This is a genomic window from Brasilonema angustatum (assembly GCF_059505445.1).
Genome location: NZ_JCACKO010000018.1, coordinates 21,160 through 44,358, shown reverse-complemented (window position 1 = coordinate 44,358; position 23,199 = coordinate 21,160). Strand labels below are relative to the sequence as shown.

Annotated in this window: 16 protein-coding genes; 6 read left to right on the top strand and 10 right to left on the bottom strand. The window is 41.1% G+C overall.

Going from position 1 to position 23,199, the window contains the following annotated elements:
• The first annotated feature begins 370 nt into the window (after positions 1-370).
• From AC5JM2_RS04590 to AC5JM2_RS04580, 3 genes are all read left to right on the top strand, one after another.
• Entirely contained in the window at positions 371-1,975 is a 1,605-nt protein-coding gene (locus tag AC5JM2_RS04590; RefSeq protein ID WP_495833735.1) for a mechanosensitive ion channel family protein, read from the top strand.
• A gap of 172 nt (positions 1,976-2,147) precedes the next feature.
• Positions 2,148-2,414 carry a hypothetical protein gene (locus AC5JM2_RS04585; protein ID WP_169266392.1) on the top strand — a complete coding sequence of 89 codons (267 nt, stop codon included), beginning with the start codon at positions 2,148-2,150 and terminating at the stop codon, positions 2,412-2,414.
• A 108-nt stretch (positions 2,415-2,522) separates the two neighbouring features.
• Entirely contained in the window at positions 2,523-2,924 is a 402-nt protein-coding gene (locus AC5JM2_RS04580; RefSeq protein WP_244838605.1) for a hypothetical protein, read from the top strand.
• 38 nt (positions 2,925-2,962) lie between these two features.
• On the opposite strand, the gene AC5JM2_RS04575 is transcribed toward AC5JM2_RS04580, so the two are convergent.
• Together AC5JM2_RS04575 and AC5JM2_RS04570 are read right to left on the bottom strand one after the other, a co-directional pair.
• Positions 2,963-4,099: a glycosyltransferase family 4 protein gene (locus AC5JM2_RS04575; protein ID WP_495833734.1), complete on the bottom strand. Its 1,137-nt coding sequence runs from the start codon at positions 4,097-4,099 to the stop codon at positions 2,963-2,965.
• Between the two features lie 307 nt (positions 4,100-4,406).
• Positions 4,407-5,573, bottom strand: coding sequence for a glycosyltransferase family 4 protein (locus AC5JM2_RS04570; protein WP_495833733.1), 1,167 nt, complete (start codon positions 5,571-5,573; stop codon positions 4,407-4,409).
• Positions 5,574-7,050: 1,477 nt separating this feature from the next.
• Here AC5JM2_RS04570 and AC5JM2_RS04565 point away from each other — a divergent pair.
• From AC5JM2_RS04565 to AC5JM2_RS04555, 3 genes are all read left to right on the top strand, one after another.
• A complete protein-coding gene (locus tag AC5JM2_RS04565; RefSeq protein WP_495833732.1) occupies positions 7,051-9,237 on the top strand; it encodes an NHL repeat-containing protein in 2,187 nt (728 codons plus the stop codon).
• A gap of 338 nt (positions 9,238-9,575) precedes the next feature.
• On the top strand, positions 9,576-10,364 hold the full coding sequence (locus AC5JM2_RS04560; RefSeq protein ID WP_495833731.1) for a PIG-L deacetylase family protein: 789 nt from the start codon (positions 9,576-9,578) through the stop codon (positions 10,362-10,364).
• Between the two features lie 103 nt (positions 10,365-10,467).
• Positions 10,468-11,547: a glycosyltransferase family 4 protein gene (locus AC5JM2_RS04555; RefSeq protein ID WP_495833730.1), complete on the top strand. Its 1,080-nt coding sequence runs from the start codon at positions 10,468-10,470 to the stop codon at positions 11,545-11,547.
• A gap of 235 nt (positions 11,548-11,782) precedes the next feature.
• Here the strand turns inward: AC5JM2_RS04555 and AC5JM2_RS04550 are convergent, their stop codons facing one another.
• The 8 genes from AC5JM2_RS04550 to hepC all read right to left on the bottom strand — a co-directional run bounded on the left by AC5JM2_RS04550 (position 11,783) and on the right by hepC (position 22,325).
• Positions 11,783-12,892: a glycosyltransferase gene (locus AC5JM2_RS04550; RefSeq protein WP_495833729.1), complete on the bottom strand. Its 1,110-nt coding sequence runs from the start codon at positions 12,890-12,892 to the stop codon at positions 11,783-11,785.
• On the bottom strand, positions 12,889-14,379 hold the full coding sequence (locus AC5JM2_RS04545) for an O-antigen ligase domain-containing protein (protein ID WP_495833728.1): 1,491 nt from the start codon (positions 14,377-14,379) through the stop codon (positions 12,889-12,891). The genes AC5JM2_RS04550 and AC5JM2_RS04545 overlap by 4 nt, the downstream gene beginning before the upstream one ends.
• A 112-nt stretch (positions 14,380-14,491) precedes the next feature.
• Entirely contained in the window at positions 14,492-15,436 is a 945-nt protein-coding gene (locus tag AC5JM2_RS04540) for a glycosyltransferase family 2 protein (RefSeq protein ID WP_495833727.1), read from the bottom strand.
• Entirely contained in the window at positions 15,363-16,586 is a 1,224-nt protein-coding gene (locus tag AC5JM2_RS04535) for a glycosyltransferase family 4 protein (protein ID WP_495833726.1), read from the bottom strand. The genes AC5JM2_RS04540 and AC5JM2_RS04535 overlap by 74 nt, the downstream gene beginning before the upstream one ends.
• Positions 16,587-16,606: 20 nt before the next feature.
• Positions 16,607-17,641, bottom strand: a complete 1,035-nt coding sequence (locus tag AC5JM2_RS04530) for a glycosyltransferase family 2 protein (RefSeq protein WP_495833725.1) — start codon at positions 17,639-17,641, stop codon at positions 16,607-16,609.
• A gap of 93 nt (positions 17,642-17,734) precedes the next feature.
• Positions 17,735-18,910, bottom strand: coding sequence for a glycosyltransferase family 4 protein (locus tag AC5JM2_RS04525; RefSeq protein WP_495833724.1), 1,176 nt, complete (start codon positions 18,908-18,910; stop codon positions 17,735-17,737).
• Between the two features lie 505 nt (positions 18,911-19,415).
• The gene (gene hepA, locus AC5JM2_RS04520) at positions 19,416-21,266 is read right to left on the bottom strand and encodes a heterocyst formation ABC transporter subunit HepA (protein WP_495833723.1); all 1,851 of its coding nucleotides are present in this window, start codon (positions 21,264-21,266) and stop codon (positions 19,416-19,418) included.
• Between the two features lie 222 nt (positions 21,267-21,488).
• Positions 21,489-22,325 carry a heterocyst development glycosyltransferase HepC gene (gene hepC / locus AC5JM2_RS04515; protein ID WP_495833722.1) on the bottom strand — a complete coding sequence of 279 codons (837 nt, stop codon included), beginning with the start codon at positions 22,323-22,325 and terminating at the stop codon, positions 21,489-21,491.
• Between the last annotated feature and the right edge of the window lie 874 nt (positions 22,326-23,199).

Below are 23,199 nucleotides of genomic sequence, written 5' to 3'. Positions count from 1 at the left end.
AGCGCGAATGACGGCTCTCCCGACCTAGGCGACTGCGTTAGCGCAGCGTGACCGGAGGTTCTCTCCGATAGCCGTAAGGCGTGGCGTAAGGCGTGGCGTAAGCCATAGGGCACTGGCTCCCCTACACCCCTTTCAAAGGTCAACTTGAGTTCTGTTATTTATGATTGATTGGTGGCTGGTGGTGGCATTCCAATAATTTAACAACGGAACATCCCATAATTATTTTTTTACAAAATATATAATCATATAAATTTTTATTAACATCAAATTGATAAATATCTAACTACAGACAGTATAATTACTGGGGCTGATTAGGCGGGCTAAATTTTTAGCTAAGCTAGCAGGGTTGAAATAGTAAAGGAGGTGCCCATTGCGCTTTCAATTTGTGGCGATCGCTTTTTCTTCAATAGTGATCACTGTTGGGACAATGCCAAAAGCTACAGCGCAGCAGATTCCCTTATTACCTAACCTACAAACTCCTAACTTTTTGATTAATGAATTAGAAAAAGCACCACAAACACGTTGGGTTTTTTTGGATGGTAGGCGTTTGTTTCAGATAGCGGCACCAAAAGGGAATTTGGCACAGCGTTCACAAGATATCCAACAAAGGTTGGATCAACTGAGTCAGGAATACTTTCAAAAATCTGATGCAGAACCTAATGTACAGATTACACCAGAAAAGAAATCAACGACTAAGAACGGAAAAACGACTGTAACTGAAACTGTAGTAATTCTTCTTAATGGTCAATATCTGATGACCGTCAATGACTACGATGCCAGTTTGCAACAACAGGATACTGTCGATACAGTTGCAAAGCAAATCGTTGAAAAGTTGAAAGAAGGTTTGAAACGCGCAAAGCAGGAGCGACAAAGTAAGTTTTTAATTCAACAAGGTCAAATTGCTGCAGCTGCTGGAGTGGCGATGATTGTTCTCAGTTGGGGGGTTTATTCTTACCAACACCGTCGCAAAAAATATAAGGCAGAGCCTGTTACCACGGCTTCAGCAGCAACTAGACCGATTACGATACAGCTAAATCAACAAGAACAGAAACATATTACAGAGGTCAAGAGGCGGCTGTATCAGCTAGCCCAAGCAACGATTTGGGGGGGTGGAAGTCTTTATATACTGGGTTTATTTCCCTACACACGAGCGCTTCAGCAATCGATTATCTTTGGGGCGCAAATTCCTTTGAAAGTGGGTGTTGTCGCTCTGGGAACTTATGTGGTAATACGTCTGAGCTATGCCTTGATTGACCGCTTCAGTTCTGCTTTAGTCAATAGTGCTGTCTTATTGACTCCGGAAGCTCCCGAACGTATACAATTGCGAGTTTCTACTATTTCTGGCGTTAGCAAAAGTATCGCCACCATTACCTGTATAGTAGTTGGTACTCTCATAGGTTTGGGATTTTTGGGTGTAGAACTAGTTCCTTTGCTGGCAGGTGCAAGTCTAGTTGGTGTTGCAGTGTCCCTGGCATCCCAAAGTCTGATAAAAGATGCGATCAACGGCTTTTTGATTATTCTAGAAGACCAGTACGCCTTAGGTGATTATATTACAGTTGGAACTTTCAGTGGGTTGGTCGAAAACTTGAATCTGCGGATGACCCAAGTACGCGATGGAGAAGGGCGCTTAATTACGATTCCTAACAGTGAAATCAAAGTAGTTGCCAATCTTTCCAGTCGCTGGTCAAGAGCCGATTTAACTATCCCAGTTGCATACCAAACCGATGTTGACCAGGCGATAAAATTAATTCAAAAAGTTGGTGTGGAAATGGATGAAGATCCGCTATGGGATCATCAAATTCTGGAAACACCTCAAGTTTTGGGAATAGATAATTTTGCTGTTGCTGAGAAAGGTTTCTTGATTCGTGTATGGATTAAAACACAACCCCTCAAGCAATGGAGTGTAGCAAGAGAGTATCGCCGTCGCCTTAAAATCGCCTTTGACCAAGCCGGAATTTCCATTTTTCTTCCGTAACAAACTATAGGATGTGTTGTTAGTGGTTAGTAGTGCAATCACTAATAACCAAGCCCATCTCACTCGCTTTTTTAGTACAAATATACTATAATTAAGATAGCGTTCACAAAGCCCAGTAAAGTACAAAACGGGTGTGTGACAGCCTTATGAGATGGGTTCGACGGTTTGTCCTATGATCAAGCACTATATTCTCAGCCTTAATCCGACTGCTAAGCATGAATGGGATCGGTGTATTTTACGTGACCCATTGACTGCTAAACGCCCAGATATTGCCAAGTTAGTCGCCGAAGCGGTTGGTGCTGATACAGGCAGTTATTTAGTCAGTGTAAATATTGAAGTTCAAGTATTAGAGCAAGCTGCAGTACCTCACGCTGAACAGCTTTCCTTAAATATTGGGGAGGTGACTATCCAAGCGCCTCAACTGAGGGAAGCAGCATAAAGGGAGATCGGGGGAGAAAATACTCCCTCACCTTTCCCGTTTACCGTAGCTACTCATTACCATGTCTTTGCTATTTTGTATGTAAAATTGCGTAAACACAATTCATCTATGTTAACAAACCAACTGAATCATTATCCAGCGGCGTTGGGCACAGCCCTTGTCGAAGACATCGCTCAAGCTGCCCAAAGAGTAAATAAAGTAGACTCTCAATTAATGGCAGTTCAGCTGCAAATTAATCGGTTTGAAGGTAATGCCGATCGCGCCGCCGCCTTTGATATGGATTTGAAAAATGATGCTCAACGCAAATCTCGTCGTTTTGAAGTGTTACTTGTGAATCAAGAATACCAAAAGGCGATGGACACCCTAATACAATTAACTACCGAAAAGGCAAATGCTGTTGCCCATTTAGAATATCTGCGCAACCTGTTTAGCGTAGCGAAACTGCAAGCAAGACTCACAATAGCTCAACAACTCACAGATTTTGAATCGCATGAATTAGTGGGTTTATAGTTGCGTGCTTTGAAGCTGCTCTGTCAGGTTTATCTGGATCATAACTTATCCAGCAGCACGGCAATTTGCTGATTAATGGCTGTGACATCAAAACGCTGGCTGGCTGTAGTTTGTGCATGATGAGCGATCGTCGCAATCTTCTGTGGTTGTTTTAGACAGGTGGTTATCACTTGTGCTAATTCATCAGGCTTTCCTGGTGTGACTGAGAAACCATTGACACCGTGCTCTACTAATTCTACTGCACCGCCAGCTTTTGCAGCCACAATAGGTTTTCCACAGAGCATAGCCTCTACAATCACTCTACCAAACGGCTCTGGGGCGGTTGAGGTATGTGCAACTAAGTCACAAGCCGCCATCAGCAGGGGAACATCTGAACGAAATCCTAAAAATTTGACTCGGTTTTCTAGTCCCAGCGCTGTCACCTGTTGGTGTAAGTGCTGGACATATTCTTGTTCTCCAAACAGTGCATCACCGACTAAGATTGCTGTGACATCAACAGGACATTGTGCGAGTGCTTCTATTAATATATGCTGTCCTTTCCAAGGTGCGAGACGGCTAAAGTGTCCGACAACAAATTGTCCATCTAACCCCAGTTGTTGTCTAATTTGACTGACATCGGACTCGTGGGTTTGATAATTTTTTGGGTCAAAGCCATTGTAAACCACTTCAGTGATATCTGAGCGTCCTCCTGCTGCAACGAAGCCTGCTTGACTTGCTTGAGAATTGGCAATGACGAGTGATGCAAAACGATTGGCGCAAGTTACAGCAATGCGACGGTTGGTTTGGCTAAAGTGCTCTGGGGAAAGAATATCATGCAAATGATAGACCAAAGGACGACGGCTGAAAAAACTTGCTAGTGCGCCAACAACTAAGGCTTTTTGCGTATTCGCGTAAATTAAATCAAATTCTTTGGCTTTTTGCACAACTTTAGAAATCAGAGGCAGAATTTGAGCCAGACTGCCTAATCCTTGCGCTAAACTGCTTTCTTTACGAACTTGTATAACCTGATTTGTGAGAACTTGAACCGAAATGTGATTTTGTTCTAGTAAATTTCTAAAAGAACCATCAGCAAATAATCCCACTAAAGAGTTATCTTTATAAGGTTTGGCGATATCTATTAAACACAGTTCAGCCCCACCTGGTTTACCACTTTGATCTAGGAAGAGAATTTTCATATCATCTTTAATAATTTCAGTGAGTAGCAGCCATTAAGAGTAAACTTCTTGTTCTTGCAGAAGTATGATTAATGGATCTTTAGAACCACAGATTAACACAGATAATTTATCTGTGTGTATCTGCTGCCCAAGCTTACCAAACGCGCTTTGCTCATGGCTACACCTCACAAAGCGCAAGGTTTATCTGTGGTTTAATTTTCTTCAAATTGATTTTTGCACGAGGTTTTGTATATGGTACGACTGCAAAGGAAAAAGTTGCCAAAGCAGCCTCAAGAGATTTTAGTTTTTTCTTCTTATTGTGTTACAGCTAAGCCAATAGAACTTGCCGTACATCTTGAGCTATCTTATCCCAGTTGAAGTTTGTGACAGCGTACTGACGACAAGCTTGTCGTGAAGGTGTTGGCACTTTTCCCAATAGCACCTGTTCTAATCTTTCTGCAATGGCTGCAACTTCTGTGGAAGACGTAATGAAATCTGGTGAAAATGGTTCTAAAATTTCTGGCATTCCTCCAACCGGAGTACACACAACAGGAGTACCGCAGGCTAAAGATTCTACTACTGCCAATCCAAATCCTTCAAAAGACTGACTGGGCATGATGCTCAAGTCAGCTGCTTGGTAAGCAACAGGTAAGAGTTCGTCAGGCATGAACCCTAAAAATTTCACATGATTGCTCAATCCTAATTCAGTAGCCTGCTGTTGTAGTGTTGCTTGTAGTGGTCCACGTCCTGCGATCGCCAGCATAACATCTGAAATCCTCGGCTTAATAATAGCCAAGGCTTCCAACAATTTATCAAGCCCTACTCGATTCACCAAGCGGCGGGCGGTGAATAAAATTGGGCGATCTTGCGGCCAGTCTAGTTTTGATCGAGCCTCTTGAGGTGATAAATTAGGTTGAAACTGAGTAATATCAACTCCCCCAGGGATGACATGAATTTTGTTCCAAGGAACGTGATACTCTTTGTGTAATATATTCCCGAATGCTTTGCTAAGAACAATAAAGCGATCGCAGTGGTTATATGTTCTTTGTTCTATCAACTTAGCTTTGATAAGAATACTTAGTTTCCTCTGTTCCACTTCTTCTTGACTCTCAAAAGCCCAAGGACCATGAAAGTTAAAGGTAACAGGCACACCTTTTGGCAAAAGATCCAAAATCGGGAAACTATATAGTGCAAAATGTAAGTTAATGACATCTGGTTTTTCAGTTCTTGTTTTCTGAAAATTATTGCGAATACACCACAATCGTTTCCAAATAGGACTACTTGGTGAGGCCAAATTAGTCAATTTTATCGGCAAGTTTGGTTCAGCTTCTGGTAAACCTACTCCACATAATTCAACTTTGTCTTGATTTGCTGCTAGTTTGTGAGTCAGTTCATAGATATATCGTTCCAATCCCCCTGGGGTTTTAGGAAACCAGCCTAGTCCTATGCACAGAATAGACTTAGATTCTAAAGCATTTTTTGTATTATCTTCCACTTATGTTTCTCCAAGTACGGGTTGTGCGTGTGTCTACTTGTTACTTAACATTTTTCAGTTGTCAACTACCGACAGTATTAATTCCATCGCTTGGGTAAGCGTCGATCTACGTCTGAGCACTGTTCGTCGTCAGACGAAGGCAGGCATAGGCGTTATTGACGGGGCAAATCCCCCAGCATACGCCGCTTAAGTGCTGTGCTTAGATCTGGTACTGTTTTCGTGACTAATGCCTTTTTTTGGGTTCATTCAGTATGCTGACTCATGCTGACAATAAATATATTCTCTTGGTGGATATAGAATCCGAATTTTACATAATTAATAGAAATTTATTTCATTTCTCTCATCTCTTTATAGAGCAAAACAGTTCATACGATTGTTGGGTTATAACGTAGAATTTAAGTTAGTATAGTGAATCCTAACAAATAAGGATAAACTTAAGGTGAAAACAACAGGAGATGCTCATGCGCGGAGCCTTAGCATTGGCGATACGCATAAGAAGTCAGCAAGCGGGCTTATCGCACTGAAGATGAAACTCAACAGAAGGCAGTGTGCATTAATGAGTAGCGTTAGTCTTGGCTGATGAAGGTAAATTTGAGCGTCGGGGACGAAGTTCGTTCTTGATTCCAAGTTTTCATTACTAAGTATCCATCTTGCAATAAAAGTTTATAAGTTCTAGGATTAACGATAATAAACGTTTTTTTGAAATAGCATCAGGAAAATCCCTGCTATTTAGGTTGCCTTGAAAAACTTCTTGACACCATTGACTTTTAAGTGTGACAGATGGTTGAAGTTTGCCTCAATTATGAATGAGTAACTAGAAAGGCGCAAATAAACACCAAGCATGTAACTAAAAGTCAAATTGGCTAAAACTCCCTTCGCTTTAGCATAGCTACCTTTTTCCCTCTGCCTTGTCTTAAGGATAAATTTTCCTGCCCACCTAGTTTGAAAAAGGGGTGTAAGGGTATAAGGGTATAGGGGTGTAGGGGAAATATATTTTCATGTAAGGTTCGTGAGATTTTCCCGTGATTAGCAAGCATGAAAATAGATTTTCATGCTTGCTTGTGGGCGCGATCGCCCATGAATGACTGACTTGAAAAAGCAAGGGAGCAGGGAGAGAGGAGAAAATTTTTCATCATCAGGAGTGTAGGTAGTTGATGATAGCTACTTAATCATCCATACTTGTTTAGGGAGATAAACAGTTGAATATTATACGTCTTGTTTTTTACTTAATATTTTTTGTGGATATTCCAAGTCTAATTGAAAACATGTATTGTCCCTAAACAAGTTGAAAATTAAAAAAATAGTGTGATTCTGATAAAGTTTTTGTAAAACCATACGTGGAACACTCTTAAATATAGATAATGACAGAAAACCGCTGTAAAGGTAATTATGATGCAATGATTTTCTATTCTACGCAGCTTCATTGTAAAACGATACTAAATGATATTTGAGAAGTCATCAAGCATTTTGTTACTTTATGAAAAATCAATTCATTTCACATCTGGGTGGACTATATCGTAGGCAACGAAATAGTAGTTATTTGCAATTGAAACAATTTTTCAAGTTTTTTCTATGTCTCATAACTGCATTTAGTATTACATTATACTTTACAACCGCAGTTATACCTGCCACAAAACCCTACACAACATCTTGGATAGGTAATACCTATGGTGGTGGTAAGAAATGGGTGCAAAATTATGTAGAGGGAATGTATGTCGGTTCTGATGGCACGGTTTACACTAATAGCACTTGGGACGAAGCTGCAAGAGAAGCAGGAATATATAAGGATGGTGATGTTATAGGTCCTGACTTTCAGCTTCATGGTCAAAGTCGTGTAGGCGGCAAAGCCATAACAATTAATGATAAATATATTTACCTTGCTATGGTGCAGGGATCAATGGGCAAGACATCAGAAGATTACCCACCAGAAAAAACAGCTTGGTACTGTGTCAGACGCTATACTTTGTCTGGAAAGCCTGCGGGTTTTGCTGGAGGGCGTGGCTATGATAAGAGTATGGTGATTGTCAGTACAAAAAGCCCAGTGACAGGATTAGCAATTGTAGGGAAAGAGTTATATGTCGGTATTGCTGAGGCAAACCGCATTAGTGTTTACAACACTGACACAATGACGGAAGTCCGCAATTTTTCTGTTGCTAGTCCAAAACAGATGACAGTTGATAAGCAGGGAAATCTGTGGATTATACAAAGCAAGAATGGCAGTACTCCTGCTCAGATTTTACATTATTCAAGCAAAGGAAAGCGTTTGCCTGAGGTTATTGCTGATGTTGCTGATCCAAGTGCGATCGCACTCGACAATCAAGGCAGACTTTTGGTAGCAGAAAATGGACCTCGTCAGCAAATATTGATTTATAAAATTACAGGTAAGCCAGCAAAAGTAGGAACTTTCGGAGTCGAGGGGGGCGTTTATGCTGGTGTTCCTGGTGAGGTTGCAAATGTAAAATTTTACGGGATTAGTGGGGTGGGTACAGATGCAACAGGTAATATCTACGTAAATAGTAATGGTTTCAATAATTCAGGAACCGACTTAAGAAAATTTTCGCCGTCAGGAAAGTTACAATGGCGGTTACTGGGTTTGCACTTTGTGGATAATGCAGATACAGACCCTCAAAGTGATGGTGTAGAGGTATACACCAAGCATGAATACTTCCAGATGGACTATAAAAAACCATCCGGTAAGCAATGGAGTTACAAGGCTTACACCTTAAATCCTTTTAAGTACCCCCAAGATCCACGGCTCCATACATCGCCGACTTCAGTTTTCTTCCGCCGCATCCAGGGGAAACCCTTTATGTATCTCATAGATATGTATGACAGCTTTATGCAAATTTATCGTTTCAATCCAACCACAGACGGTAAAATTGCGATCCCATCTGCAATGTTTTTTGGTACAGCCGTAAAAGATGGTAAACCAGTTAACAGTTGGCCACCCAATCAACCGCAGCAAGAAAAAGATTGGATTTGGCGGGATAGCAACGGCAATGGTGCTTTTGATCAGGGTGAATATGATATTAGAGATAAAGATTATCCCTATGGTGGGGGATCGTGGGTAGATAGCAAAGGTGACTTATGGAGAACTTTGCGAACTCAAGAAGGTATCCGGCATTATCCTTTACAAGGGCTAGATAAAAAGGGTAACCCAATCTACTCTTACAGTTCCATGAAAAAGGACAAAACTCCCAGTCCAATTACAGATTTGCGACGGATTGAGTATTTTCCCAATACAGACACCATGTATGTATCAGGCTTTACTAAAGAGCACCCTCCGATTGGAGATGATTCTGGAGTCGTTGGCTCTGAAATTATACGTTATGACAACTGGAATAAAGGAAACCGCACTCCCCGATGGCGAACTGTGATTCCTTATGACACAACTGGAAAGCGTGAAGTGATGACAGAAGCGATGAGTGTCGCCGGAGATTATGTATTTGCTGTAACAGGGAGAACATCAGAGGTATACGTTTACAAAGCAGCGACAGGAGAACAAGTACAAAAGTTCAAACCAGGCCCAGAAGTAGCTGGTGAAAGTGGCTGGATTGACATACCTTATGGTATCCGTGCTTTTCGCCGATCCAATGGAGAGTATCTGGTGTTTGTTGAGGAAGATTGGAAAGGAAAGGTAATTATGTATCAGTTACCGCGATAAGTTTATGATAGTTTTTTACACTTCTTCCCAAACTTAGTTTGGGAATGAATAACGAAGCAATTATCACAGGCAAAGCCTGTTTTTTCTTTCCTTGTATTTTTTTAACGTTAAGTCATGAGACTATAGTTGCATGGCAAAAAATGTTCTGCTTAAAATTGAGCGTATTTAGTAGTCAGAAAATTCTGTTTTTGTATCTAATTTAACAATATTTTGCAAAATTTTATACTGTTTTCATCAAAAATGAAAATATCTTGAATAAGAAAAGTCAAACATAAGAGATAATAGCAACAAAGCATGTTTGAACAATCAATAAAAATCAAGCAATTCTATATTTTGTTATGAAGATAAAACAGATTCTTAAAGTCGTACAAAAATTAATTCCAAATAACTTGCTTTATCTACTGCAAGATATTCACTCTCAAATACTGTTTAGGTGGATTTTACTAAGAGGAAGTGAGCCTACAGCGTTTAATAACAAATCCGCGATGGTGTTTTCTCCTCATCAAGATGATGAAACCTTCGGTTGTGGAGGTATGATAGCCCTGAAACGAGAACATGGGATACCAGTAACTGTGGCTTTTCTAACCGATGGACAGGGTTCCCATGGTCCTGATTCTCAAATCAAAGAAAAAATTATCCAAATTCGCAAGGAAGAGGCGATAAAAGCTTTAGAAATTTTGGGAGTAGAGACCTCAAAAATTCACTTTTTGGAAAAGCCAGATGGGACTTTGCAAGATTTACAAAAAGAGCAACGGGAAGAAACAATTCAGCAGTTAGCTGAACTGATAAAATGTTCTCAACCAGAAGAAATTTATGTTCCTCATAGAAAAGATTGTCATAAAGATCATGAGGCGACATATGAACTTGTTAAAGAAGCAATTGCTCAAGTAGGAATCAAAGTAGAACTCCTACAATATCCTATCTGGTTACTCTGGAGAGCACCCCTATTTATTATGCTTAAGGTGCAAGATATCGCGGTTGCTTACCGACTTTCAATAGAATCAGTTCAAGACAAAAAAAACAGGGCGATCGCCTCTTACTGTTCTCAACTTGAAGGCTTACCTCGTGGCTTTGTCAAACGATTTTTGGGGTCTTATGAAATTTTTTTTAAACCTGATGTAAGGTAGTATAAATTACGTTGAGTCTACGTGTTTACATAATGTTAATTTTATATAATTCTAAATAGCAGGGAATTATGTATAACAAGCAACCACTGTGGAGATGGCAGAAATGCGTATACTACATATTACAAACCACGTCCAAAGAATAGGCAACGGTATCGTTAATGTTGCCATAGACTTAGCCTGTTTGCAAGCCAAACTTGGTTACGATGTCGCTGTGGCATCTGCTGGAGGAGAATATGAAACATTACTGGAACGTTATAATGTTAAGCACTTTCAACTAAATCAGTCGAGGACGCCGCTCAATCTTGCGAAAGCAGCATGGCTTTACTGGGATATTATACAAGCGTTTCAACCAAATATCGTCCATGCCCATATGATGACAGGAGTTGTGCTCGGTGCACTTTTTAAAATATCCTCCTATGGTTTAGTGTCCACAGTACATAATGAGTTTCAGCGAAGCGCAATACTGATGGGATTAGCTGATCGTGTCATTGCTGTCAGTAGTGCAGTAGCGGATTCAATGGTAAAGCGTGGTATACCGAAGCACAAATTAAGAGTAGTGTCCAACGGCACATTGGGTAGTCCTCGGCATCCCAACATTACAGAATACCAAGCCTTACCGTTACACCGTCCTGCTATTACCACTGTGGCAGGGATGTATAAACGCAAAGGAATTGGTGAGTTAATTGATGCATTTGTAGAAATTGCTACTGAATTTCCTGATGCTCATCTGTATTTGGTAGGAGATGGCCCAGATCGCGCAATATTTGAAGCAAAGGCGCAAAGTACACCTGTTGGTGATCGCATTCATTTTGAAGGTTTCCAGCCAGAGCCGCAACGGTATATGCTGGCAAGTGACATTTTCGTGCTTGCTTCATACTGCGAATCTTTCGGTTTAGTTTTGACAGAAGCGCGGGAAGCAGGGTGCGCCATTGTTGCCAGTGATGTAGACGGTATTCCTGAGACATTAGATAATGCAGAGGCTGGTCTTCTGGTGCCACCTAAAGATAGTCATGCATTGGCACAGACTTTGACGAAATTACTCAATAATCCTTGTGAATTAGACCAGTGGAAATGCCAAGCAAAATTAAACTTAGAACGGTTTAGTGCTGCGCGAGTTAATGAGGAAACACTGGCTACATATCGTGAATTATTAACCAACTATAGTGCAATGAGTGTAGTTTGATATCAAGTTGTTGACATTGATAATGATTCAGTCTAACATCAATTCTCCGTAAACTTGAGCTTAATAGTTGACAATAATTATAGTTGTGCCCAATAAGCTTTCCAGCCAAGAACATTGCAAAATATTAAGCCCATGTTTATGGAGAATTACATCAAGTCCATTTAATTAGTTATTGTTTGGAACATCTGTGCGAAAATTGTAAAATCCTCCCTCCTTGCTCGGGTACTCCCTGCTTTCATACAGCAGAACGGAGGGTATTAATAAAGTTTTGAGCGTAATGCTGCGTGGAGAAATCAAGGGCGCGTTGCCGTGCTGCTTGTGCAGCAGTGCAAGCAAATTCTTGGTCGTTAAGGTACCGAAGAATTGCATCTGCCAGTGCGTTTGGATCTCCATAGGGTGTGAGCAACCCGTTTACCCCGTTTGTGATGATTTCTGTTGGTCCCCCAGCATTGCCAGCAATAACCGGTTTACCTAATGCCATCGCCTCAATAATCACAATACCAAACGGCTCGTTATCTGAAGCATGAACAAAAACATCCATTGCTTGCACCCACTCTGGAATGTTGCGCTGTAGTCCAGCCAGGAGTACCTTCTCCTCAAGAGCCAAAGTTGCTATTTTCTCGTGCAAAAAGTCCTCATAATCCGGCTCCAAATCATGCTTACCCCCAACGACGACACAATGGGCGTTGGGATACTTCTGCAACACTTTAGGCATTGCCTCGACAAGAACGTGTATTCCCTTCCAACGCTGCATTCGTCCAACAATGCCAATTAAAGGACCATGTAATGGTAAACCTAGCTTGGAACGTGCTTCACTAGGAGAAGGCAAATCAGAAGGATTAAAGCGGTCTAGTGCTACGCCAGGGGTGACTAAGTAAACAGGTCGCTTTGGTATAATTTGGGATTGGGTTTCTTGAATTTCTTTGCTGAGTGTGAGGACACCACGAGCTGGGACGAGATTAACTAAACGTTTGAGGAAGTCTTTATTATTTGCAAGTTCCAGTTGATACCACAGTGCAGGTATGCCCGCCAAAAACGCTGCTAGTCCTCCAGTAAGGTGGGATAACCACATCCAACTGATGATGACATTTGCACGTTCGCGTCGAGCAATGGAAGCTATGGCGATCGCACTTGTCAGCCAACGATGTACTTCGCGCACGCGACCACCCCGCATAACTCGTGCATCAATACCCAATTTCTGAAACTGCTCAACCATCGGACCATCTTCAAGGAATATGACCAGCCATTCGACTCCTGCGTTGCGTCCTTGCTGCATCAAATCCCAAAGCATCATTTCACCACCCCCACGTTGTTCTGCTAGGGGCATAATTATAATTACTTTCATATCGTAGACCTTTGTTGAGATACAATTATTTCTGGATGCTGCTGATACCTGGATGCACTTATTTCTTGATGCTGATAGTATTTATGTGCTGCCATGCTAATACCAAAAAATCCCCAAAGAATCATGCCTGCCACACTTAGCATTCCGCTACCAATAACAAGCTGAGCACAGGCACTTACACCAATTGCACGAGAAGCACTGACAAAACTATCGAAACGAGATTCAGTATATTTAAATACAGTAGTGATAACCATTATAAGTCCACTGATATAAGGAATGGCTCCCAACCAGCCCAGCGTGAAGAACATATCTAAAACGCCACTATCAATAACAAATACTTCTAGTTGACCTGTTTTTTCATTAAGTTTCCAGGTATTTCCAAATCCATTGCCGAAGACATTAGACAAGGCAACACTCAGGTTTCTGTCATAGCTCCCGGATCTATCTTTCAAGCTACCATCGTTTTCAAGATTAGAAAAACTATTAAAACGACTGCCAACAACACTAGAAAATGGTTCTATGGTTGCTAATGGGACGACACACAATCCCATTGCCAAAATGATAGCAATCAACCGCATTTGAGTTTGCGCTTTGACAGAACCAAAAATCATAACCAGCCCCATTAACCACCCCCCCCAGTTAGTACGTGCCTGAGTTAGTAGGAATGATAAGTAGCCGAATGCAGAAGCGGGAAAGTTTAAAGGTCCTGACGAGCTACCACTAAACAATAACAACAACCCTGCTTGCATCACAGCTGCATAGGGACCGACTGAGTGCATTGTGCTCCACACTCGCATCTGGAAGGGTGCTGGGTTTCCAGAACTGGTATTCATTTTTGATTGTATGAGCCAGTATTTGTCCCACTCAGGTGCTACCGCGAATTGATACACACCGTATATTCCTGTCAGAAACACGCACCAAAAGAATGTGCGTTGAAGGTTCTGACGATAGCTGGGATAATCGCGCCAGCACATGAATAAATGGAATCCAAAAATCACAGGAGATAACCAATCTAGAAGACTTCGTGCTATGGCGATCGGTGAGTTGTAAACGAGTCCTACAAGAAAGCCATAAAACACACCTACAAGAGCAAAAACAAAAGGTAAACCTCCTTGACGAGAAGCACTGGGAAGGTATTTTAAGGTCGTCGCTAATGTTACAAATGTGACTAAATAGGGCGCTATGAGGATCTGACGTGTTGGATCCCAACCAGCACGAAAATCAACCAAGCGAGCAATCAATGCTGATAGAAACCACATCCACCAGGTAAAGCCCAAGTAGAGAATGGGATGCCGTAAGTATAAGAATATAGCTACAACAAAAGATGATACGGGGAATATCAGGCGGAGCTTGGCTGCACCCGCAAAATAAAAGGCGACATTCAGCAACACGAAGCCGGAAATGACTATCCAGCTCACGAATGAACGCTCGTCAGGGAAATAATGCTGTTTAAATAAAGGATGAAAATGTGGCTGTTTAGAATTCACTTGGTTTCTCCAAGTTAAAGATTTCGTAGAGTAAGCTATGCCCTATTTCTAAGGTCATGATTAGGCAGTGCTGTTCACGAGAATAAGGTTTTTTAGCTATCTACTACAACAGTTAGTTATTTATTAAAAAACTGTGGTGCTTTTGCCAGGTTTGCCATCCCTGCCAACGTCCACGAATGGAAGCTAGCCATTTTTGCGCTGCCAGTTTGCCGCCCTTCGGCAAAAGCCTAAGCCATTGGACAAAACCCAAACTATCTCGTGTTCCCACTAATATAGCCCAAAGTAAAAACACTGCACGGCGTGTAGGTGGCAGATGCTCAAGTAACACAAGCGTTTCATTATGAACTAGATTTATCCAAGCTATTTCATTAAAACTATTGCGCTGGTCTTCATCAAAACGTTGTGCTGGATAATGGTCAACGGCTACAGCGGGATCATAAATCATCTTCCAACCCGCCCGCTTTAAGGCTAGGGTAAATGCCATTTCAAAGTGTACCTGTGCTCCCGTACCTCGCATCCGCTGATCAAAGCGCAATCCGGCGATCGCGCTGGTACGAAAACTCATGTTAACACCCTTGAGGACATCGACTTCGCGGGGTTCTCCCATTCCCAAGTGATGATTACCAATGACTCGCCCAAACCACTGTAGTTGACCTACGACTTCGCACGAGTCATCTAACAGCTTTTCACCTTCGTGTATCCAATCGCGTCCGCCGACTCCACCGATGCGACTGTCTGAGGTGAAATGAGCACTGATGCGTTCTAACCAATCAGGGCGAGGTGCTGCATCATCATCAGTAATTGAAACCGTATCTCCTTTAACCGCTTCCAGTCCGGCATTAAGAGCTGCGACCACTCCCCCAACTGTAACTTTTACAATATCCAGTGGCAGTGTAGTTTCTTTGAATCCTTCTAGAAATTGCCAAGTATCAGTATCTATATCCCGTACAACCACTATCACCTGAAAAGGTGGTTTAGTTTGCTCAACTAACGCCTGAAGGCAGCGTAATAGGTCTTGAGGACGGCGATAAGTCGGTATGAGAACCGTGTTCCTCATTCTTGCTTAACTCCTCAAACAGATCCACATAAGTTTTTGCCATAGTAGCCCAGCTGTGCTGTTCTGCGACAGTGCGTGCAGCTTGACCCATCTGCTGCATTCTGTTGCGATTGCGCTCCGCGCAGACGCCAGAAGGCGTATCGCCCACCAAAGACAACAATACCTCTGCCAAAGCCTCAACGTCGTCGGAGTCAGACAAGACAACCCCGCATTCTGGTGTGACTAATTCTGCACCTCCTGTTGCCGTTGCGGTAATAACGGGAAGTCCACAAGCGAGGGCTTCTAATAAAACTAGGGTACATGCTTCGTAACGCGAAGGAAACACGAATAAATCTACAGCACGCATTATCTGGGGTATATCACGCCGATATCCCAAAAAATGCACTCGTTCATTCAACCCTAAGGATTCTGCCATTTCTGGGAAGGGGCTACCTTCAGGACTTCCCACAACTGCAAGATGTAAATTTGGTACTTTCACCAAGGCACGCAGTACAGTATCTAAGTTTTTCCTGGGTGTGCGAATGTCCCCTGCAAACAGCGCTAAAGTGACGTTTTCCGGCAAACCGAGTGTTTGACGAGATACCGTACCAGGAGAAAACTCTTCTAAATCGACTCCATTGACAATCACCCGAATTCGAGAACGAGGTACACCAATACTTTCCAATTCTTGGGCTACTTTTTCGGATACCGCCACCACAATCTTTGCTTTTTGGAAAGCCTGTTTTTCCCAACGGGCATTGAATGCTGTATACAGCTTTTGGTACAAACCGTACAAATCTTGGCGGAGACGGGAAATATGTACAGGCGATCGCAGCCAAGAACTGTGGACAAAGTGTACAGCATTCACATCAGATGCTGATGATGTTATAGCTCCGTTCACTTTCACCAAATCGACTTGGGGGCGGTGTTTGCGCAACCAATCTGCACTTTTTTGAGAGAATATGAAATTACGAATAAATTCAGTTGGCAACCCGTTGACTGAAATAGGAATCCAGTTGACTTGGCTACTTTGTTGTAATTCTGGTGCTATTTCACTTGCCAATAAGGTCAGGTGATGACCCCGACGAATGGCTTCTTTTGCAACCTCATAATTTACTCGTCCCTGTCCATCACCCTTTTTTAGTTTGTGAGTCACAATACATAGTTTCACACACCACCTTCCTTCTCTGTTCATTTTTGACTTAATATTTCTGACTTAAAAATTCTATTTTTAGTTGCCTTGAGGCTTTTAAATTGATTTGCTATTGGTCGTGGAATGAAACTCAAAGTCAATGCTGCTATAGTTCTTAAATTAAACTTTTGTTCAGAAAGCGCCCGCCAAAGATAAGGACGTGCTTGGGTTGTCTCTTCAGAGCGCAGCAAACCTATAGCTAAAGTTGTATGAGATTCTAACCATTTTTGCTTAAAATACAGTTTGTATTTCTTGAGTATTTCATCTTTCATAAATTGCTCGTAGCAAAATATTTCTGCTGTTCCTTTGCGAATTTTTGCCTGAGCATCCACACTACCACTGAGAGTTGTATCTGTTTGTTCATGGGCGCGATACCGTGTCAATTTTTCTGGATAATAGTATGCTCCATGGTCCGAACGAGAACATAAATATGATAAATATAAATCCCACATACCGCCTACTTCCTGTGGAATCTTATCCCAGTCAACAAATTCTTTGCGAATCACACAAGCTCCGGCTGTTGGTACAGACTTATCTATGACTGCAATTTCAAAAAAAGGTTGATGAACTCCTTTTTTTAAAATAGTTCGTTTGTATGCTTTGGAATTTTCCTCAGTACCAATATCATCAATTCTGCCCTGTGCATCTATGATATATTGGTCACAGAAAGCAAGGATCACATCTGGGTTTTCTTCCAAGGCTGGAACCAGTTTTTCCAGAAAGTCCTTATTCCACATATCATCATCATGCAGACTGGCAACGTATTTGCCTTGCGCCATCTTGAAGGCATTCATCTGATTGGCAAACATACCAACATTGTCTGGTTGTCTGAAAAATCGGATGCGTGAGTCACCGAAAGATTCAACTAATGATTTGGGGCTTTCTGGACTGCAATTATCTGAAACAATAATTTCAAGATTTCGATATGTTTGTTTAACCGCGCTCTCTATTGCTTGGATGAGATACTTTGGTCTATCATAAGTTGGAATAATAACGCTTACTAAAGGCTCTTGGGAGCTATTCACCTGTAACATTTTCTAAAAATCCTTCCATGTTACTATAAAATTAGTACTTTATATCTTGATTTTGCATTAAGGCAGCCTATTTAGCTTTCATATATTATCTAATTAATTTTTTTGACTGACAAACTCTGATATTGTGTTTTCATAAATTTTCTGTAAATATTTGACGTGGACATCCATTGTAAATTCTTGCATGAGCAAAGCATGACCTTGTTCGCCCATCTGTCGGCATTTCTGATAATCAGAAGATAAATGAGTTATCGCTTGTGCCAGCATCTTAATATTATTAGCTGGTACAAGAACACCTGTTTCTCCATCTTGTAAATATTCTGGAATACCTCCGACTGCGCTGGCAATGACAGGTCGGTAATGAGCATAAGCTTCCAGAGTGACAAGACCAGCTGGTTCAGGCCAAACACTGGGGAAGATAACAGCAAAACACTGTTCGTAAAGTTGATTTAATTTGTTACTATCACACCAGCCATGCCAAGTGATACGGTTGTTTAACCCTAGTTTTTGAGCTAACTTTTCCAACCGTGGTCGTTCCCAACCTTCACCTGCAATATCAAGATGAATTTGCGAATCTGTGTGTACTAAGGTTTTGAGCAGCCATTCTAGTCCTTTATCAGGAACTATTCGCCCTACAAATAAAATCCGCCCTATTTTGTATGTTTCTAAACTTAGAGGCGCAGTCGCTATTTGCGGTACGGAGATCCCACAGCGTAGTGTTACAGTTTGTTGAGGTGGTAAGCCATTTTTAATCAACTGTTTGCGAACATAGTCGCTATTTGCCAGAAAAGTAACTTTCAGATTTCTGATAAAATTGTTGAGGTGATGAGTACTTTGTAATTCCTGAATCACTCTTGCGGGTTTGCGGCTTCCACAGCCATCTATTATCTTGCCCCAGAGGCATCCTAAATAAGAGAAATTGCGATCGCAAATGACATCTTGTGCTGCTAAATATTTTGTACCACTAGCACAGTACAATGAGTGATTGTGAACGGTGAAGACAGTGGGACATTCTCCTTTGACTTGCTCTAGTAAATCTGGACTGTGAATGTGCAGCAATTTAAACCGACTCTGGTTAAGTTCTTTGAGAGATTTAATAACAAAGTCACTCACACCAGATTGGGGAGATTGAATCAGAGAAGTTAAATAAGTTTCTGCCCCTCCGTTTCCATGAACTCTGAAACTAGAGCAGTGATATATCAAATTATCATCATACTCAGGTTGGTTCAATTTTTCTGCTCCCTCTTGTGCATCTGTTATTAGGTCGGGCATTGCTCCTCCATTTTAGTTTTAAATTCGCACATGTTTATTTTTAACCACAAATAATTGATAATTTTTTTGCTAACTCTTAATTTCTCCATATTTGTTCTAGTGGCTGTTTCTAGAGTAGCTGACTATTCGTTCTTGCAATCTTTTTAGCTGCTTTACCCATTTTTTGCTTAGTGCATCGATTCGTTAACAGCTAAAAAATATAATTTTTCAGCAATAGCTGTTTCGTCTCTAGGTGGTACTATAAATCCATTGACGCCACCTTCTATAGCAATCCCTGTAGGAGTTGTGAAATTACTCGTTGAGGCAGGCAACGCTTAACAGGAAAGAAGGATGTACAAGTGTACTTTATTTTCACAAATGAAACAGGACTGCTATACCAATATCTCATTGAGTATTGCATGTGAAAATAACTTTCATAGGACTCACTATCTAAGGTAATTTTCTCAAGCCATACTTTTCATAGTTTCGTTTAGGTTTGGGCTTTATTAGATATTGCTATTAATCGTTAATTTAGTTGATGCTGCATTTGGTGATATTTCCAAAGCTTACCTTTTTGTTCAAGCAACTCTTGATATCCGCCCTGTTCTACAACCTGTCCCTGTTCTAGTACAACAACTTTATCTGCCCGGACTATTGTCGATAAGCGGTGAGCAATCACAATCACCGTTCGTCCTACAGAAAGCTTTTCTATAGACTCTTGAATCAACTTTTCCGACACAGTATCGAGAGCACTTGTTGCTTCATCCAAAATCAGAATTTCTGGATTCCGCAGCAAAGCGCGAGCAATTGCAATTCGCTGACGCTGACCGCCAGAAAGCCTCACACCTCTATCTCCAAGTTGAGTGTTGAAACCTTCAGGCATTTCTTGGATAAATTCCAAAGCATTTGCTAGTTGAGCCGCTTTGTAAACTTCCTCATCTGTTGCTCCTTCCGATCCATAGGCAATATTGTTAAGGACAGAAGTGTTGAAAATAAAGGTGTCTTGGCTGACCACAGCAATTTTTCGGCGCAGCGACTTGATTTCAAGATCCCGTAAATCAACGCCATCAATAAAAACATGACCCCGCGTTGGATCGTAAAATCGCGGAATCAAATCTGCCAATGTTGTTTTACCAGCGCCGGAAGCACCCACTAGTGCAGTCATCCTGCCTCGTTCAATCATCAGCCTAATGTTACTAAGCACCAAACTTTCGGAGTCGTAGCCAAAATCAACAGACACAAACTCTATTGAACGTTTTAAGCCAGGAAATTCGATATGTCCATTGTGGAAATACTGTCGCTCATCAATCTCTAAAAGTTTTTTCACGACTTCCGACGAGCCGTACATTGTACTGATATGCGTCGCGACACCATTAATATCTTGAATGATTGGTACCAGGCGGAAGAGAACGAAGAAAAACGTCAATAGAAAAGCTGTTTGTAGTAAACCTTTAGTGACAAAAACTGTAAATGCCAGGACAATCATTGCCACAAGTATTGTGGTCGCCAACGCCTCTGCAAGTGGCTTGACTATCATCCATACCGAGGCAATTTTCTTTGAATGATTGACCAAATTCAAGCTGGCATTATAATAACGTTTACGCTCAAAGTCTTCCGTAGAAAACGCGTGAACGGTACGAATTCCATTTATAAATTCTATGGCGATAGAAGTAAATTTATTGTTAGCTTTCGTTACATCAAAACTTGCCTCCCGCACGCGACGATTCAATGTAGACAAGCCCACTGCTAGCAAACTGAAAAGCATCAATGAAATCATAGATAACTGCCAAGATATCCAGAACATTGATATTAGGTAAACTGCAGCATTTAATGTTCTTGAAAACAAGAATGCTGCATCACCAAAAGCTTGTTTGAGTTTTTCTAGCTCGGTTGTTATAGTATTTATCAGTTCACCAGATTTAGTAGTATTAAAATAATCAATTTTTACAGACTGTAGTTTTTCAAATATTTGTTTGCGGAGCCTATCCACTAAAGTAAGCTGAGTTATTTCAGTGTAAAGCAGTGCTAAGTAATTTAACCCTGAACGTATCCAAGCGCTCAAAAAAAGCAATAACGAAACGCGATACAGACGATTGAGAGGTGATGGATCGTCTGATCCTAACAAAGTATTCAACAACTCAAATTTTGTCTGAAACGGGACGTTGGGAGTCGTTAAATTTTGTAGAAAGGCAGCTAAAAGAGTAACATTAAAGCCCTCAAAAATTGCCGCTATAAATGAAAAGGACAGTGCAATAACGGTAATTTTGGGAAAGTGTTTAAATTCTCGCAGTATAAGGTAGTTGTCCTGCCAGAACTTAGTAGTCTTGACTAAATTCTTAAGTAAATTTTGGACTGGTTTGGATACTTTGACATGCATGAGTGAGATTCAACCGTAGTTTTGCAGGGAAGATAAAGCGCTCTAAATACTATAATCTTACAAAAAGCCGCAACGCGTTGACTGACGTGCGGCAATTTTACTTACTACTGTAAGTTCCAGTAGTTGTTTTGTCATCAGAAATAGAGCGAAAGTCACTTTCCAAGGGTGGAACCAATATTTATACCTCAAGGGTGTTCAAGCCATGAGGTAACGAATCACAAATCACAGAGTTGAGCTATCCAGATGTAACAGATTTGACTTTGCTTCAACCTCCCATGACCTCATCATTCCTGGTAATCTGTTGAGCTGTCGTTGTGCTTCTGGAGTGAGCCGTACTGCATCTTCCAAAGTGCGGCAACGTGGTCCAGTCAAACTCATTTCACCACGTAGTACATTCAATAACTGTGGCAGATGGTCTAGTCCGTACTTACGCATCCATCGTCCCAGTTTAGTCGAATTTTGACTATCTTCAGAATCGCACAAATCATCTTGATATGCGATCGCCATATCCCCAATTGCTCTTTTGCTGGCTGTAGTTGTGCGAAACTTGAAAACCTTGAAGAGTTTTCCTCGTTCTCCAACATGCCATTGGCAAGAAAAAAGTAGTCTCGGTTCTGGGGAGGAAATGCGCATGAACAAAACCAATCCCAACATGATTGGACTTACAGCAAGCAGAAAAATCAACGCAGTGACCCAGTCGGTAAAACGCTTCAACCACCACAATGTTGAGTCTAGTGGTTTCGGCTGTTTATCAATCGAGGGTATGCGCAGGAATATGGGTTTGTTGGCTTGAGCGCACGCATCTGCCCAAAATCTTAACCTTGTTTCACCAAGTATTGGATCTATGCGTACCAAATTTGCAGGAGAACGCTTCAGACACTCCACTAACGATTCTTTTCTATGCAGTGAAGGCATATAGGGTTGTGTTATCCCTCCTGGAGGGATGACCAGCAACTGACCCCGACGCCATTGAAGTCTGCAGTATTGAGAGAGATTATCTTGTTGCTGCTGCTTCACTGTATAGTTACTCTGTAATGTTGGTATTATTGAGGTTGTCATATGTATTTTCACTCATAGTATGGTAGATTGCTGACCTAATATTAAAGGCTGCTAAAGCCAAACAGTCCAAGCTGGATCTTACTCTTTACTCTCAAACTGGAGGTAATCGAGTGGAAAAAAGATAACACAATTATCCCTATTAGCAATTGCACATCTTGGTTAATTTTTATTTGCCAAAAATGTATATCATACAACAATAGTAGTTTTCGGATAAATCTCAGAAACTCCACTCTTGTCTTTTTTAGGGGGATTTAATATCTAGGATATAAGACGCTGTAGGAATAACGGTTACATATGGAGATTCTTTATTTAGTCTTTAAACATCAAGGACGTTTTTCCGATAATTATTAAGATCTTATGAATAACAGAACTTGCGTAATTACGAAATAAGACTCTTTCTTGTTACCCTACGTGATTTTAAATCGTTTTTAAAAAAAAGTATAGCTATCATAACTAATAAAAACAGACAAAATCAGTAATTTTAGTCATCTGCACGAACTTTATACGCTGATATAAATTTTTGTGGTTCAAATACTTTCAATAAACAAGGGAGCGGGATCTGAGGGCAGCGGGAACTGAAGGGAAAAGGATTTGACTTGTTTGTTCCATTCGTAGCGAGTGGTGCGCCATTGTAGTGCGCTTGCTTATAAAAAATGTTTCTTGAAGCCTGATTTTTTACTTTGTGAGGCGAATTATATTCGTGGATATACAGCTAAAAGCCGTAAGTTCGGCTTTTAAACCCATGATTTTCTCTGTTTTTGACATCTTTAGTAACGAATCATATTTGTCCTAATATTTGAGTTCCATTTTCATAAATTTGTTAGCAAAAAAACAATATATATGATTTATTAAGTTTTTTTTAATCAATCTAAAA

Bases quoted from the DNA above. Each gene is read 5' to 3' on its own strand.
- AC5JM2_RS04585 (WP_169266392.1), top strand. From the start codon at position 2,148: ATGATCAAGCACTATATTCTCAGCCTTAATCCGACTGCTAAGCATGAA.
- AC5JM2_RS04525 (WP_495833724.1), bottom strand. From the start codon at position 18,910: ATGCCCGACCTAATAACAGATGCACAAGAGGGAGCAGAAAAATTGAAC.
- hepA (WP_495833723.1), bottom strand. From the start codon at position 21,266: ATGCATGTCAAAGTATCCAAACCAGTCCAAAATTTACTTAAGAATTTA.
- AC5JM2_RS04565 (WP_495833732.1), top strand. From the start codon at position 7,051: ATGAAAAATCAATTCATTTCACATCTGGGTGGACTATATCGTAGGCAA.
- AC5JM2_RS04555 (WP_495833730.1), top strand. From the start codon at position 10,468: ATGCGTATACTACATATTACAAACCACGTCCAAAGAATAGGCAACGGT.
- hepC (WP_495833722.1), bottom strand. From the start codon at position 22,325: ATGACAACCTCAATAATACCAACATTACAGAGTAACTATACAGTGAAG.
- AC5JM2_RS04580 (WP_244838605.1), top strand. From the start codon at position 2,523: ATGTTAACAAACCAACTGAATCATTATCCAGCGGCGTTGGGCACAGCC.
- AC5JM2_RS04540 (WP_495833727.1), bottom strand. From the start codon at position 15,436: ATGAGGAACACGGTTCTCATACCGACTTATCGCCGTCCTCAAGACCTA.
- AC5JM2_RS04550 (WP_495833729.1), bottom strand. From the start codon at position 12,892: ATGAAAGTAATTATAATTATGCCCCTAGCAGAACAACGTGGGGGTGGT.
- AC5JM2_RS04575 (WP_495833734.1), bottom strand. From the start codon at position 4,099: ATGAAAATTCTCTTCCTAGATCAAAGTGGTAAACCAGGTGGGGCTGAA.
- AC5JM2_RS04530 (WP_495833725.1), bottom strand. From the start codon at position 17,641: ATGTTACAGGTGAATAGCTCCCAAGAGCCTTTAGTAAGCGTTATTATT.
- AC5JM2_RS04560 (WP_495833731.1), top strand. From the start codon at position 9,576: ATGAAGATAAAACAGATTCTTAAAGTCGTACAAAAATTAATTCCAAAT.